This is a genomic window from Gottfriedia sp. NPDC057991 (assembly GCF_042886615.1).
GTDB lineage: Bacteria > Bacillota > Bacilli > Bacillales > Bacillaceae_G > Gottfriedia.
The window spans coordinates 1,329,817-1,346,348 of sequence record NZ_JBHVQN010000001.1 but is presented as its reverse complement, the minus strand read 5'-3'; the positions used below and the strand labels follow the sequence as shown (position 1 = coordinate 1,346,348).

13 protein-coding genes are annotated in these 16,532 nt (G+C 32.6%); 3 read left to right on the top strand and 10 right to left on the bottom strand.

Features of this window, described 5'->3' with window-relative positions; genetic code table 11:
* The first annotated feature begins 162 nt into the window (after positions 1–162).
* Positions 163–1,059, top strand: coding sequence for an AraC family transcriptional regulator (locus tag ACFVR2_RS06805; protein WP_387360065.1), 897 nt, complete (start codon positions 163–165; stop codon positions 1,057–1,059).
* Between the two features lie 328 nt (positions 1,060–1,387).
* Positions 1,388–1,615, top strand: a complete 228-nt coding sequence (locus ACFVR2_RS06800; RefSeq protein WP_387360063.1) for a hypothetical protein — start codon at positions 1,388–1,390, stop codon at positions 1,613–1,615.
* Positions 1,616–1,791: 176 nt separating this feature from the next.
* On the opposite strand, the gene ACFVR2_RS06795 is transcribed toward ACFVR2_RS06800, so the two are convergent.
* From ACFVR2_RS06795 to ACFVR2_RS06750, 10 genes are all read right to left on the bottom strand, one after another.
* A complete protein-coding gene (locus ACFVR2_RS06795) occupies positions 1,792–2,268 on the bottom strand; it encodes a (2Fe-2S)-binding protein (protein WP_097977088.1) in 477 nt (158 codons plus the stop codon).
* A complete protein-coding gene (locus tag ACFVR2_RS06790) occupies positions 2,265–3,104 on the bottom strand; it encodes an FAD binding domain-containing protein (RefSeq protein ID WP_387360061.1) in 840 nt (279 codons plus the stop codon). The genes ACFVR2_RS06795 and ACFVR2_RS06790 overlap by 4 nt, the downstream gene beginning before the upstream one ends.
* Positions 3,104–5,470, bottom strand: a complete 2,367-nt coding sequence (locus tag ACFVR2_RS06785) for a xanthine dehydrogenase family protein molybdopterin-binding subunit (protein ID WP_387360059.1) — start codon at positions 5,468–5,470, stop codon at positions 3,104–3,106. The genes ACFVR2_RS06790 and ACFVR2_RS06785 overlap by 1 nt, the downstream gene beginning before the upstream one ends.
* 141 nt (positions 5,471–5,611) lie before the next feature.
* A complete protein-coding gene (locus ACFVR2_RS06780; RefSeq protein ID WP_387360057.1) occupies positions 5,612–6,760 on the bottom strand; it encodes a toxic anion resistance protein in 1,149 nt (382 codons plus the stop codon).
* A gap of 19 nt (positions 6,761–6,779) precedes the next feature.
* Positions 6,780–8,462, bottom strand: a complete 1,683-nt coding sequence (locus tag ACFVR2_RS06775) for a vWA domain-containing protein (protein WP_387360055.1) — start codon at positions 8,460–8,462, stop codon at positions 6,780–6,782.
* A gap of 8 nt (positions 8,463–8,470) precedes the next feature.
* On the bottom strand, positions 8,471–9,205 hold the full coding sequence (locus ACFVR2_RS06770) for a hypothetical protein (RefSeq protein WP_387360052.1): 735 nt from the start codon (positions 9,203–9,205) through the stop codon (positions 8,471–8,473).
* A gap of 177 nt (positions 9,206–9,382) precedes the next feature.
* Positions 9,383–10,804, bottom strand: coding sequence for a glycosyltransferase family 2 protein (locus ACFVR2_RS06765; RefSeq protein WP_387360050.1), 1,422 nt, complete (start codon positions 10,802–10,804; stop codon positions 9,383–9,385).
* The gene (locus ACFVR2_RS06760) at positions 10,797–11,870 is read right to left on the bottom strand and encodes a hypothetical protein (RefSeq protein ID WP_387360048.1); all 1,074 of its coding nucleotides are present in this window, start codon (positions 11,868–11,870) and stop codon (positions 10,797–10,799) included. The genes ACFVR2_RS06765 and ACFVR2_RS06760 overlap by 8 nt, the downstream gene beginning before the upstream one ends.
* On the bottom strand, positions 11,867–13,147 hold the full coding sequence (locus ACFVR2_RS06755) for a GGDEF domain-containing response regulator (RefSeq protein WP_387360046.1): 1,281 nt from the start codon (positions 13,145–13,147) through the stop codon (positions 11,867–11,869). Before ACFVR2_RS06755 ends, ACFVR2_RS06760 begins: the two co-directional genes overlap by 4 nt.
* 344 nt (positions 13,148–13,491) lie before the next feature.
* The gene (locus tag ACFVR2_RS06750; RefSeq protein WP_387360044.1) at positions 13,492–13,953 is read right to left on the bottom strand and encodes a hypothetical protein; all 462 of its coding nucleotides are present in this window, start codon (positions 13,951–13,953) and stop codon (positions 13,492–13,494) included.
* Between the two features lie 260 nt (positions 13,954–14,213).
* On the opposite strand from ACFVR2_RS06750, the gene ACFVR2_RS06745 reads away from it, so the two are divergent.
* Complete coding sequence (locus tag ACFVR2_RS06745) at positions 14,214–16,508, top strand: glycoside hydrolase family 113 protein (RefSeq protein ID WP_387360042.1); 2,295 nt, start codon at positions 14,214–14,216, stop codon at positions 16,506–16,508.
* Positions 16,509–16,532 lie beyond the last annotated feature (24 nt).

Here is a 16,532-nt window from a genome sequence, read left to right as displayed (position 1 = left end):
ATTATAGTTTTGAAGTTATGTTTGTTATACTTAAGTATGCATTAAAATAAGCAGAGTTCGTTAATCTATTCCTCCTAAATAATTGCCTAATCCTCTCACTTTTACATATTCTATGAAAAATTTTTATGTTTCTCTTAATATAAAGAAAGCAAGGAGGACTATATGTCTGAAATTAACGTTTCTTATCTAAGCGAACTAATCCAAATTATTGATCTCAATACTAGTCATGAAGGTGTTAACGAGACCTCCATTAACTCGTTATTTTTCATACGAGAGTCAAATATTACTGATCCAAAATACAGGGTCTATAAGCCATCTTTATGTATTGTTGTTTCTGGTGTAAAGGAATTATTACTAGGAAATGAACGTTTTAAGTATGGCCCTGGAAATTTTTTAGTTGCATCCGTTGATTTACCTGTTACAGGCCAAGTTATTGAAGCTACACCAAACACTCCATATCTAGCTTTAAAACTTGAATTTAATCCAAATCAAATTTTAGAAATTTTAACTGATACTGAAATTTCCACTAATTCAAAGGAAAATGCAAAACGAGCGATTTATGTCAATGAATTAGAGCGTTCGATACTAGATGCAGTGATTAGATTGGTCCGTTTATTAGATTCGCCTGAAGATATTCCAATTCTTGCACCTATTTTTATAAAAGAAATTCTCTACAGAGTATTACGTGGACAGAATGGGAGTATATTGCAACAAATCGCCATCGAAGGTAGCACTACTAATCGAATAAGGGAAGTTATTGAACAAATTAAAGCGAATTTTTACAAGTCTTTACGAATTGAAGAACTTGCAGAAATAGCAAATATGAGTGTTTCTTCCCTACATAGACACTTTAAAGATGTAACTGCAATGAGCCCTCTACAATTTCAGAAACATTTAAGATTGCAGGAAGCACGGCTTTTATTACTGTCCGAGTCTTCAGATGCAGCAGAAGTAGCATTCCGAGTAGGGTACGAAAGTCCATCCCAGTTCAGTAGAGAATACTCTCGTTTATTTGGTTTTCCACCAAAAGAAGATCTTAAACGAATGAGAGCGAAATAATAGCGTGATTCATATTTTTACAATTTAACATAATGAGGCAAGAAGTCTCCTTCCTCAAGCGTGTGAAGGACTTTAGTCCAACGGTAGGTGGGAGATGAATCACTTCAAGCGTTAGCTAAGTGGTGGGAGTGGTTCACTAAAACCAAGATTATTAGAGGGTATATCCCCCCAACTTTAAATAGATTACTAAAGAGGTTAAACGTTTCGTAAATTAATTGTTTATCAAAATTAATTCAATTAAAGATGTACTCCTAACGTGCCCATTCATTAATCCTAAATTTGTATATATTAGGTATACATACGAAAGTTTGAATTTAGGAGTGATAACATGGCTTATAATAAGTTTGATGATTTTTTATTTGGTCGGAATGATAAGAGAAATATTCATAAAAATGAATCAAATAGTGAACATGCAAAAGTAAGTGTTAGCGGTTCTCGTCATAAGAATCGAAAAAGTGTTTATGCCAATCTGCCACCAGTACCAGTCGTTTTAAACCCTATTCCGTACCAAATTACGCCAATTGGTACGATTCCAATTTATTTCAAAAAATGTTAAATACCCAAAGAGTACCTAACTTTCTTTTTTTACTGTAATTCTAAAAAAATGTAAAAGCCTGCGTTTTTAACGTAGGCTTTTTTGATTCACCAAGTATCTTTTATAATATGAAACCTAGTTCATTATTCTTTAAATACCAAATAAAGCAAGCAATATTTTAAGAAAAATGTATTTTACTAGCGTCTATTTCTTGGTCTACCCCGTTGTTCGTTTAAAACCGATAATACGGCTTCTTTTATTTCCTGGTAACTAGTGCAACGACATATATTTGAACTAAGCCATTCTTCGATAACCTCTTCAGTTGCGTCAGGATGCTCGGTTACGAGTGCATGAGCGTTTAGGATAAAACCCGAAGTACAATACCCGCATTGAAAAGCCCATTTTTCTACAAAAGCACGCTGCATTGGATCATCATGTAAGCCTTCAATTGTAGTAAGTTTCTTTCCAACAGCATCAACCGCTAACATCATACATGTTTTTACTGGTAAACCGTCCGCTATAACCGTACAAGCCCCGCAATCACCGTTTTCACAGCCACGTTTTGCTCCTGTTAGATCGAGTTTTTCCCTTAAAACATCTAAAAGCGTATCAGCCATTCTAATCGTCGCCGTTCGTTGTTCTCCGTTTATATCAAGATTCAATTTCTGTATCATGCTCTAACTCCTCCCAAATAAACTAATCCATCTAGAAGTAAGTTCCTTAAGACAAAAATACGATAATCCCTAGAACCTCGTATATCACTTATGACCGGAGCTGGTATTGCAAGAATGGCCTGATTAATCCGCTCCTCAACTGATAAATTCGTGTTATTTAAAGCTTGCTCCATCTCATATGAACGAAATGGATACGCACATAATCCACTAATTGCTAACCGGTATGCGCGATTAACTTTTAATAATTCAAGTGTAATAAGAGGATAATCAACCTTTTCACTTTTCCTTTTTTTATCTATAAAGAAAGGAAACTTTCTATACATTCCATCAGATTTGGTTTGAACTAAAAATTCTCCACGCTTTAAGCGTAATTTTTCATTAAAAACTTCTTCTACAGGGTACTCTTTAACTCCATCACAACCTGCAATCACTAATGTACTATTAGAAAGTAGCAATGGAAGAATTGCTTCACGATAGATGATGTCACTAGCAAGATTACCACCAAAAGTAATTTGATTCCTCGAAGTTCGATCAGCGATTCGTACACACGCCTCACCAAGTAGAGGGAAAATTTTTGATTCAAATACTCTTGTTAATGTATGGGCTGCACCAACGACCACGGAATTCTCCTTAATTTCTAAGGCATTACATTCAGGAATTCCTTTTACATCGATTACTGCCTTCGTATGAATCAAATTTAATCTTCCTAAAGTAGTAACCTCCGTTCCACCGCTAAAATAAATAGGTTTCTTTCCTTTCTTATCGAGTTTAACAAATAAATCTACTGCTTCTTTGATTGAAGAAGGTCGATAATAATCAAAATTGAAGTGGAGCATTAATGCACCTCCCCAGCTTCTAGCCTTGATCTCCATATAAACTCTGGAGTTAGGGGCAACTTTTGTAGTGAAACATTAGCAGCAAGAGATAAACTATTTGCGACAGCTGAAGGCATACCCATTAACCCGTGCTCTCCAAGACCTCGGGCCCCAAATGGAGCACCTTTTACTGGGTTTTCAACGAATCGAACGATATACTCTGGTTGCTCTCCAAAATGCATAACTTTATAAGAACGAAATTGTGTCGTTAAGACTTTCCCTTCGTCATCAAAAATAAATCCTTCTCTCGTCGCAAAGCTAAGTCCCATATTCATCGCGCCTGTTATTTGTGTCTCCGCGCCTTTATAATTTAAAATTTGACCTGCATCTGAAACAGTTACTGCTCTTAATAACTTAAATGTATTATCCCTTTTGTCAAATTCAACCTCTACACCTTGTGCTACCACACCCCACTCAGGTCCTTGAACACCTTTTCCAGTAACCGGATTCATTTCTGTTAATCCTGGTATCATATATGTCCCTCTTCCAACAACTTGATTACCAGCTACTTTACCATTTGGATAAATATATCCAAGCGCAATTTCAGAAAAATCGATTGAAACAGTTGGGTCCGTTCTTTTAAATACTTTTTTATTAGCCACATCTAATTCATCTTTTGGAACTTTAAGTACAGTTGATGCAGTCCTTTTTAATTGTCTAATGGCATCATCACATGCTTTAAGCACAGCATTTCCAGACATGTATGTTGTACGACTGGCAGCAGTTTCCCAATTATCAGGAGAATCCTGGGTCTTTACTTCCATTTGAATAAACACTTCGTCTTCGTCCATATTCATTTTTTCAGCAACCATTTGAGTTAAAACAGTTTTAGTACCTTGCCCAATTTCTACAGCAGCGCTAATTATATTAATACTTCCATCTTTGTTAAAAGTTAAAATTGTCCCCGCTCCAACACCAGGAGGTGGATCCCCATTCTTCCAAGCACAACTAATTCCTTTTGTACGAACAAACCGATCTGAAATTTCAATACGTTGTCCTTTATCCCAATTCATCAGTTCCTTTAACTGCAACAAGCATTCCTTAATATCACCTAGATTACTTCTGTTCAAAAGTACTTGCGTAGGTGATGTATCACCTGGCTGAATCGCATTTAATAGACGAAATTCTAAAGGATCCATCCCGAGTTTTTTTGCCATTATATCCATCGTTCGTTCTACACCAAAAGCAGCTTCTGTACGTCCAAATCCACGAAAATCAGTTACATACGGATGATTTGTATACATACATAATGAATCACACCAAACGTTATCTATTTTATATGGTCCAGTACTGTCAAATGCTGCTGCCTTCGTAATAGGAACAGACCTTTCAGCATAAGCACCACCGTCAAATAAAAAAAAGAGTTTTAGAGCTTGTAATTTACCGTCATTTGTACATCCCATCTTAACCGTTGCATGTAATCCGATATGAACTGGAGATGTAACAATATCTTCCTCACGACTATTACGAAGCCTAACTCTTCTTCCACCAACTGCCTTAGAGGCTACATATGCTAGCGGTTCTAATTGCACACTTGTTTTAGCACCAAACGAACCTCCGACTAACGGGATATTTACAAGTACTTTCCCATCTTCAATATTGAATGTTTCACTAATTAATTCTTTCATTTCAAATGGTTCTTGTGAAGCAGAGTGAATAATAACCTCTCCGGTCTTTTTAATTTCTACATCCGCACATCTCGTTTCGATTGCTGTATGATCAGATTGATTAAATGAAAATTCTTCTTCTACAATAATGTCACAATTAGCAAAGCCCCGATCAATATTCCCTTTTCGGATTCCTTGTATGTTTGCTATATTTGTACCAGGTATAGGCTGAATCCCTCCAGAGGTACCTGTTAATCCAGATGACTCATCAATTAAATATTGTTCAACATTTTCATGTACGAGGGGAGCATCCTTTTCATATGCAGCTTCAGGTGAATTAACGACAGGAAGGGGTTCGTATTGAACACAGATTAGAGTAGATGCTTTAATAGCAATAGCTTCCGTATCTGCTATGACCATAGCAATTGGCTCTCCATAGTAACGTACTTTTTCAAATGCAAGCAATGGTCGATCTTTTATTGTTGTACCTAAAAGCAGCGGATAGTCCTTTCCAGTAATGATCATACGTACTCCTTTGACCTTCCACGCTTCCTTTGTATCAATATCACCTAAAATTGCATGAGCATGGGTACTCGTTACGAGTTTTGCATGTAGTGTACCAACTTCTTGAACATCATCAATATACTTAACTCTCCCAGATACCTTATCCCAGCTTTCTTTTTTAGGAACACTTTTCCCAATAACTCTATAATGCTTCACACTTTCCCCCTCCTTTTTACCACTATAGAATCCTATTAATCGTTGTACATAAATAGAACTAATTACATGTAGTGTGAATGGTAGAGAAAGGCTAATTGAAAAAAGATATGTCACTTACTACATATCTTTTTACAGTATCCTCTATAATCCGATTCGATCCCCTTTTTCAAGTCTTTGAATCTGCCTAGAACCAACTTCGGCTAATTCTTGAAATTGTAGGATTGTTTGACGCATTTTTGGCAAAGCTTCTTGTTTAAATGTACTAATCGATTCAAACGCGGATATGACGTTTGTGAAAGAGGTTTTTAGTGTTTCAACAGATACCGCTGACTGCATTGCTTGCTTTTGGATTGCAACGCCTTGCTCCTTTAATAATCGAGAAGTACCCTCAATAATAGTATTTGTTGTTTGATTTAAAGCAGTGATTTTTTGTAAAACAATTTTTTGATTATATAGAGCACTTGCTACAGTTACTGCTGTATTTAGTGCTGAAATCGTTACCGTTTTTGCACGTTCCACACCTCGAATTAATTCACGATTATTCCGAATCACTACCTCATAAGACATATCTCCTTGGTGATTGACAACTAACATTTGTTGTAGGTCCATGACTCGTTGTCGTAACGGATAAAGTACTTCCTCTGAGATGAATTTAATTTTTTCTTGATCTTCCCCTTCGATTTTTGCTTTTTCAATTTGATTTTCAATTGACTCATCCATTAATGTTCCAAGTTGGATTTCCTTTTCTAGCGTTTTTGAAAGCATACGAAGTGATAGTTGTTCATGCTCTAATGTCGTGTTATCATTTTCAAGAATATTTTTCCCTTTATCAAGAGACTTTACGATATCTGCGATTGCTACATCTGCTTTTTCAAATCTCTGAAAATATGAACGAATAGGATTAAATAACTTACCTAAAAAACCAGACTTTGCAAAATTAATGACACTTGGATCTAAATCCTTTAATTGAACTTGAAGGTCTGCTAAGCCTTTTGCAACTTGCCCACCTTCGTCTCCACTTTTAGCAAGTTGACCAAGTGAAACCTTTAGAAGCGAATTTTTATTTGAAGAAGATTTCATCGTCTGTAGTCCAAATGATTCAATTGATTGAAGAATTTCCTTTCGTTTTTCGTACGTTTCCTTTGAAACAGTGTCTAACTCCATAATCATCGCTACATTTGCATCCGCTGTTGCCTTTAATTTGATTAATTCCTCAGGTACCGGCTTTACTTGCTCTTCTATTACCGCCTTAATTTCCTCTTCATTTACAACTTGCATAGAAAATGACATTCTTAAATCCTCCTACTAATTAAAGTTGAACATTAAAGAGATTACGAATTTTATAGATTACGTCGTCTGAATCTGCATTAATATTTGCAGCTTCGTTAATATTTGAGATACTTTCGAGCGCTTTAATATTAGCGTTATAACCAATCGTATAAATTGGAATTTTATATGCTTTTATGATTCCTTTTACATTCTTCAATGAATTCCCATGATTGGTCTCGCCATCGGTAAGGACAAAAATGAGCGGTCTTACATTTGGATTTTTTTTCATTTCATCTTTCAGCATATTAATTGCAACTAGGATTCCATCATTTGTTGCTGTATCTCCGCTTGCATCGAGGCTAGATACTGAACCAACAAATTTTGACTGTTGATTTGCATCATATTTTGCAATTGGAAGATTGATCGTAACATCCGCAGAGTATGAAATTAAGCCAATACTATTGTCTCTTCCTAAATACTTTTGACCTTTAAGTAATGATTCTTTTAGCTCATTTAATGGTTTACCATCCATACTACCTGAAACATCTGCTACAAAAACCGCAGCAATAGGATTTGAAGTATTTTTCTTTCCTTTCCAAAGTTTCTGTGCAGCACTTAAAGTATTTCCATCAATCGTTTTAAGCTCTGATTTGTAATTGTTCAACCCATTAAACCCATCTTGTTTCGCAAGTGTTTGAAGGTTATTTTGACTAGTAAATTCAGCAAATTTTTTCAAAATATCTATTTTCTCTTTTGGTAAATTCCCTAATGCATAAAGTGGACTGTCGTGACGCACTCCAAATGGAATAAATTCGTAACTATTTTTTAAATCAGGTGAATTAACAAAGGTTTGATATTCTAGGACAAAGGCATCTAGAACGCCCGATTCCGCTGCATCACTCATTTGTAAAGTCGTAGAAGCTGTGAACGGGACATTTGCTTGAAAGCTTTCAAACCCTTTTACAGCAGTATCACTAAGTACATCATTTGAATCGAATGAATGTAAAGTCGTTACTAAAAAATTTAATCCAGTTGAACTCGTAAATGGGTCAGTATATCCCATTGATAGTTCATTTTTAGTCATTGCTTCAATTACGGTTTTCGGATCGACTTTACTATACTTTTTCATTAACTCATTATATTTTGACCGTGAAATGACAATTCCAGGAACATTCCCAACTAATCGCGACGATACCGTTTCTGTTTTAACACCACTTGCTGTAATCATTTGACCCCAAAGTTCATTTGAAGGTGTAAAGGCATCAGGAACATATTTACCAGATTTAATAAAATCTGTTGCAGTACCAGATGCAATGTTTCTAATTTTTACAGATACTTGCTGACCATTTAGATTGAATTTTGCATCATTAAACTCATTTGCAACTTCGTTTAACCAACCATTTTTCCCGTCACTTGATTTTTCAGTAGATGAAAAAATTTCAACAAAACTATCAGTCGTATTGTCTACAGATACAGGAAATTTAGAAATATCAGGGAGTTCACTTGCGACATCAGCTGTACTTAAGTCAATTTGACCTTTAATTGGTTTTGCTTTCGATATATTTATTTTTGAAATCATTTTAGCTAATTGCTGATTTTTATTTTTATCAGTAATTTTCACAACTTTATTCCCTGAAGTCATATTGATTCCAATATAGACAAGAAGAAAAACTACAACGATCACTGCAATAGATGCAAAAAGAAACTTCCTCATTTTCATCATCCTTTCATTCATTGCCTATAATATTTTGTTTGTTGAATTAACGTATCGATTTCTTTCATACATTCCATTTTTTCAATATCATCGATTCCTATTTCATCTAGTCTTGAAATTTCTAAAATTAATTTATCAATATTAACAAGAATCTCTTCATTCATTTCAATTGCTCTTTTTACGAATTTGAAATATTCATTATAAAGATTAGTTTTCTCTTGAATTAATGACTTAGAGTATCGTAATCCGTCTTTCCCCTTTATTTTTTTATAATCAAATTCATCAAAAGTACTGATTTTGTTTATGATGTTTCTTATTCTTAAATAAAATAATGTTTCAACCTCGTCCACAACAGATGCAAACTTGTTGTATGTAATTTCTGTTGGAGAAAATCGCTCTGTTAATAAGTTATAAAATACACCTTTTTTCTTTTTCATTCGTTCGATTTGCTCAATTGAAGTAATAATATCTTCTTTTAGTACTTTACTATTTTTATATCGACTTAAAGCAAGAACGAAATCTTCATTTGTTTTTAGCTGCTTAATTGACTTTTCTTTAACAGGCTTGAAATAAAGTTGAAACAGATTAAATAGAAGTACTAACAAATTCGCTATTATGAACGATACCCCAAATGCAGTTTGAAATGCACTCGCATTAATTAATTGGATTCCAATTAAACCTGGAGAGAATACAATCACATTCAAAATCGTAATGAGAGCGACTAGCCCCATTAACTTTAATCCTTTTGTCATCCTTCACTCCTCCGCTATACTCTATTTATGCTCTATTACTCATTTATATTTATCATTCTGAGTTTTTAGTTTATAAAATTGCAGAAATAATGACCTGGCTTAATATTTTTACTTTTGATAGTTTTCAACAAACAAAAAAAAAGACCGCTAAACGGTCTTTTTGATCGATTAATAAAGTTAAACACCTTTTCTCTTCATTTCTCCCCAACCTTTTTTTTGTCCTAGGAAAATGCTGATTGTTGCTACTACACGCCAATATGTTAGCATTGGGCGGTACCATATCGCTTCTGTTAATGAATAGAAAAATAAACGATTTAATTCACTTACCTTTTTATATTTTTCTAATCTCCATTCTTCTAGTAGTACTGCACTAACTGAGAAAAATGAGCCGTATATAATCATAAGAAATAAAAATGCAAATGAATATAAAATATTTATATTGTGTAAAGTAACGTTTATTATTAAAGACACATAACCAAAAAACTCAATAATCGGGCCTAAAAATTCAACAAAGAAAAAATATGGCATCGCAATAAAACCAATTGAGCGATAATTTTTATTGAAAATCATTTTACGATGAGCCCACAAACTCTCAAATAAACCGCGGTGCCATCTTGTTCTTTGATTTTTTAAATATTTTATACTATCTGGAGCTTCCGTATAACAAACTGGATCAGCTACGTACTCAATTTTTGCTCCCCAATTTTCTTCTATATTTTTCCGGTGAAGACGAACAACGAGTTCCATATCCTCACCAATTGTATCCGTTAAATAGCCTCCTACTTGAATGACCCTTGACTTTTTAAATACGCCAAATGCTCCTGAAATTATTAGTAATAAATTCTTATTACTAAGCCCAATTCTTCCTATAAGAAAAGCACGCATATATTCGATAACCTGCATCACAACAAGTGGATTTTTAGAGAGAAGCATTTCATTTACTTTGCCAAGCGAGGTTTTACTACCATTTGCAATTAATACATTTCCTCCAGTAGCGAGTACTTCGTTATCTGTATTTTCAATAATTGGCTTCATAATTTTAAGGAATGAATCAGAATCAAGGATTGTATCGCCATCAATAGAAGCAAAGTAAGGATATTTACTAAAATTTATTCCGGCATTTAATGCATCAGCTTTTCCACCATTTTCTTTATCAATTAGAAATAGAACAGGATAAATTGCAGATTGATACACATTCTTAATAGGTTTGGTCTCAATACCATAATGTTTATGAAATACCTTGTTTTTTAACAATCTCATCTCAAATCGGTCAATAGTTTTTTGGAGTGTAGAATCTTTTGAACCATCATTTATGACGATTACTTCAAATTCAGGGTAATCTAACCTGCCACTTCCAGTCACTAAAGATAAGATCGTATTAATTACACCTACTTCCTCATTATATGCAGGTACAAGTATTGATAGAGGTGCTGTAAAGGCAGACTCTTTTAATCTTTTATATTGTTCAATTTGATGTAGACCTTTTTCTCTCTTTAATCGAATAAATGCTAATAAAAATAAGATTAAATAAGTTGTACAAAGGACAACCACGTAAATGATAATCACTTTATTGAGAATTAAAAAAAATAAATTAATCATAATCCCCAGTCCTCTCCAACCATTCTTTTGCTATATTTCTTGCATATGCATCGGTATGCTCTTCAATAATTTGATTAAGAATTACACTTCCATTCTTATACTTTTTAATTGATTTTGCAGCTTCCGATCTTACTATATAAGCTTTGTCAGATATAAACTGAATTAGATAAGGCAAAAATAAATCTTGGCGAATGTTTCCCATTAATCGTACAATCATTAGATTTTCCTCATTACTTAGTGGAACTTGAAGTTGTCCACCATTTTCATTAGACTCCACAAGTTGGATAATTATGCTCGGGGTAGATATATACCCAATGGATGCGATTGTTTTTAATGAACGTATTTTTAATTCAATATTTTCTGATGTAATTAATTTCTCAAGAAATAAATGAATTTTCTCAGAACGCAAATTTTTAATTCGGATTAAATCTAAAATCGGGTTTTTATAGTCCTCTGGCAAATCATAAAAGTTTTTTATCAATTCCTGAATATTCTCCTCATTAACATGTTGATACAATATTTCAGTAAGTAAAAATGAGGGTATTTTTTTCTGGCTTATTAACAATTCCATTAATTTCTCATATTTAAAACTCGCCAATATTAAAAAAATATTAAATTTTTCTTCAACAGAGCATTTTTTATTTGATAAATGTTGAATTAAATCGTCTTGCATCATTTTTATTTTAAATTGATTGATAAATAATAAAGAATTAATCCGTTCGCTCCAATTACCATGTTTAAGTTTATATTTATATCTAGGGATAAAATACAAATTTACAATTGGCCTAATTGGATCAAATCCTTCTTCAAATTTGATAATACTCATAAAACTGCTGAATATATTTTCTAACGCTTCAAACTCAATTTCCTTTCTTGGAAGAAACGAAGCAGATAATTTTCCTTTTATTAAATAATTTTCAATAGATAAGATATTTTTATTTAGCCATTCTTCTTTTTGCTTATTTTTTTGTTGTCTAATGATTTTCCTCAAAACTAAATAAATATAAATAAAAAGTATTAATAGAAAAAATATTCCTGTTATATAAAAGATAATGAATATGTTCATTTTGGAGTAATTCCTAACATACGATTTAAACGAAGACGAAGTTCTTTTAAGCTAAACGGTTTTTCCAAGTAATCATTCGCTCCGCTTTGTAAAGCGATTGCAACGTCATTCTCAGAGCTTTTACTACCAATCATTAAGCATAAATATTTTCTACGATCGTAGCTAGTCCGCATTTTTCGTATTATTTCAAAGCCGCCCATTTGAGGTAAAATACGGTCGATTATTAATAGATATCTTTCATTCTGCTTGTGCCAAGGATCATTTAAAAATTCTTCTCCATCTACAAACACTTTTATTTCAACGTCATATAATTTTCCACCTAAATCTGACAATTGATGTTTTAACATCTCACGTATAAGGCGATCTTCATTGATTATCGCTACTTTTAGCCTACGAATCATATTTTCATTCTTACTAGCAGAAGAATCAAATTGATTCATTGAATCCATTTCATTAGAAGTGAGTAGTGTTAAACATTCGTCAGCGCTTATACTTGGATCAGGAAATTCAAACACATTAAAATTAAATGACATATAGTGAATTCGATTATCAAAAGAGATCGGTACCTCCGAAAATGATTGTGATAAACGATTCATTAATTTAATGCCATCTTCTTTAACAGTTTTTGGTAGCAATAATACAAATCCTTTATTCTTATAATGTGCTAGCAAATCGGACGATCTTAAACTTCTTTTTAAAAATTGAATAAAACTTTTTTCGGTTAAATTATTCAAAGAATAGTCTTGTTTTTGGTCAATTTTTACGTATACCATCGAAAATGATTCGTAGCTACGTTTTAAATCCTCTAATTGTTTTTTTACCTCATTTTTTAAAAATCTAAAATTGTAAACACCACTTATTGTGTCAATTAAAACTTGTTCCTGTATTTGATTTCTACGCTGAACGAATTTGTTAATATATTTTTGAAGTTCACTACCAGCAACTGATTCACTAAGAACTGCATCAGGCATTAGTGCACTCATCGTCATTTGATCAGTCGTATTACATATACAAATTGTTGAAATATATCTTCTTTCACAAAAGTCTCTCAATTGATGGAAGCTCTCTATATTAAATGCGTTTATTATTTCTTCGATAAAAATAATTAGTACATCAGGATTAAATAAATCTATTTTTTCAAACAAACCTAAAATATTCTGATTGAGCTTACCTAATTTATATTGATAGTTATTTACATCACAAAAGTTTTGATAATTAAATTTCTCTTCACTTCCTATAAACATTACAATTGGATATTCAGTTTGAATATCAATCACGTCTATCACCCGCTCGCTTAATCTAGTTGGTTTTAATCAGTGAACTTTAAAATACTCTTCTATGAACTTCAAACTAAACGTTAAAAACTAAAATAAACTCCAAAATCAAGTTTACTTTATCTAATATTAACTTTGAATTAACATACAATCAACGGTATCTTTATTGGTAATTTAAGACATCATTTCCAATATCAAATAATGGCCAAATATAAAACAAAAACCGCAATTCGGCTATTTTCGAATTGCGGTTTAATATTTTTAAATTTAACCATAAACAAACCATTCTTAACTCCAACAAAATATTCCTAAATAAATCAAAAAAATCGTCATCTTTAAGTAAATTATTACATCTTTTCAATTAATTTATCTACGATTGTGTTTATTCTCTTATTTTGTTCCTCAATCATTGTTTGTTGTTTATTTAAAGTTTCTCTATTCTCGTCAATTTTCTTTCTATTTTCATCTATTTTTTCTAGTGCATGATTCAAAAGCTCGGTTCTTAGATCTAAAATTTCAAATAAACGATCCAAACTAGTTTTGATATCATGTAGTAATTGTACTTCAACTGGCTGTGATAAAGCGCTACCTTCATTCATTCCTCTGCTTTTTTGGAATTTATAAATCGAAGCAGACACATTTACTTCTTTGTTTACTTCAATTACATTGCTTTCTAACCATTGAAGTTTAATCATGATTACACCATCTTTTAAATAGCGATCTAATACCTTAAATTTACCGCTAGCAGTCTCATGTACAGTACCATTAGCATATTTCCGTGAAGGTTTGATTCCATCATTACTATTCATAATTTTTTCCTCTCATTATTAAAAAGATAACGATTTTTAATTAAGTTACTTTTCTTAACGTTAATTTAACCGCGTTTTACTTTTTTTAACCAGCATTTGCAATAAAATACATAGTTTATTTTTAATAATAATTTTGTTCTTAATTTGAACTATTCAATCATTCTAACGGAGATGAACTTAATTCACTCCTAACGAATATAGGAAATTACCTTACAGCATACTAAAATAAGTAAGTTTTTAATGTTTTGGAGGATCTAATGATGAAGGAAAATAAAAAAATGATAATTTTACTGATGCTTTGTCTAATGATTGGTGTGGCATTTATAATGTTCCATCAGACAAAGACTAGTAAAGTAATTAGGAAAGTTAACACTTACACATATAAAACAAATAACATTACAATTCCCGCTCAAATCGGTAAAAATTATTTTCAACTTTTTGATAAAACAAAAACTCCACACAATCTCCTACTAAAAGGTGTAAATCTTGGAATTGCAAATCCAGGACACTTTCCAGGAGAAACAGCTATAACAAAAGCCGAATATTTAAGGTGGTTTAAAGCGATTGGAAAAATGCACGCAAATGTTATTCGAGTATATACCCTTCATCCTCCTGCATTTTATGATGCACTATTTGAGTACAATCAAAAAACTAAACACCCACTCTATTTAATACACGGTGTTTGGATTAATGAGGAAAAGATGAATTCATTAGGGGATATTTACAACGAGAGCCTTACAAAAGAGTTTCAACATGATATTCGTCAAGCTGTTGATGTAATTCATGGGAAAGCACAAATCCCTCAAAAATTAGGTCACGCTTCGGGTAAATATCATTCAAATATTTCAAAATACGTTATTGGATGGATTTTAGGTATAGAGTGGGATCCAAATATGATGAAAACAACAAATGATAAGCATAAAGCTAATGTTGAATTTAATGGTCATTACTTTCAAACAAACAATGCAACTCCATTTGAAACTTGGCTTGCAGGTATATTAGACAATACCGTGAAATATGAAACAAAAAAATATGCTTGGCAGCGTCCAATTAGCTTTGCAAATTGGGTAACTACTGATCCAATTCACCATCTAAATGAACCGATGGAAAAAGAAGATATGGTTTCATTAGATCCGAATCATGTCAAACCAAAGTCAACATTATATCCAGGGTATTTTGCTTCCTATCATGTATACCCATATTACCCGGAATTTTTAAATTATGAACTAACTTATACGAATTATACTGATTCCCGAGGTAAGAAGAATAGTTATGCTGGATATTTACATGCTCTAAGGAAAGTACATAATATGCCAGTTCTAATTTCAGAATTTGGCGTACCCTCATCTAGAGGTATGACTCATCGGAATCGTTATGGATGGAATCAAGGGTTTCATAATGAAACTGAGCAAGGACAAATTAATGCTAATCTTTTTGAAGACATTCAAATGGAGCAAATGGCAGGAGGAATTGTATTTTCATGGCAAGATGAATGGTTTAAACGAACATGGAATAATATGCAATTAGATGATCCTGAACGCCGACCATTTTGGTCAAATGTACAAACGAGTGAACAGCAATTTGGTTTATTATCATTTGATCCTAATCTTTCAAAAGATGTCATTTCTGTAGATGGGAATCCAAGTGATTGGAAAAAAAATAAAATAAAATCAGTAAATATGAAAAATGCTAATTTTATTAATTCTCTTGATCAAAACGACAACGAACGGAAATTAAAGGATTGGTCAATGTCTAGCGACGAGCGCTCAATTAATTTCCTCTTAAATTTTGAAAAAACTAAACAACCTTTTGATTGGTCTAAAACAGGAGTTATGCTATTATTTGATACTATTCCAGGTCAAGGACAGCATCAACTTCCAAATAACAAGTCGGTTAAAACTGAAAGTGGAATTGATTTTGTAATTGACTTAAATGGACCTAATGATTCTCATGTTCTTGTGGATAGCTATTATGATCCATTTTATTATGAATACGCCAATCTTTTACATTACGCGCCAATTGAACCGAATGTAAATATGAAAGATAATGGCATCTATCATAAAATCATGCTTGGATTAAATCGACCACTTGTTATTCCAAATTTAAACGGGAAATCTTTAAATTTACCTTTGGAGTCTTATGAAACAGGTAAACTAATGTTAGGAGATGGAAATCCATATAATAAAGATTTTAACTCTTTAACTGATGTATCCCTCAACAAGAAAGATCATGTGTTAGAAATCCGTATCCCTTGGCAATTATTAAATGTGAGAGATCCAAGTACACGTGAAATTATGGGGGATATGTGGAAAGGTGGATTAGAAAGCAAGAAAAATATAAAAAAAATTCAAGTAGCTGTTGTTACTTATCGTCCAACTGAATCAAATAAGGAACTATCCTATTCAACTGTTAGACAAAAAAATGGAAAACTTTTAATGGATGATTTTTATTCTTATACTTGGAAAAAATGGGATCAGCCTAGATATCATGAACGTCTAAAAAAATCATACTACATCTTGAAAGATACTTTTCAAAAAGCAGATCCAATTAAATAACCAAATCAAATTAATGCCCCCGAT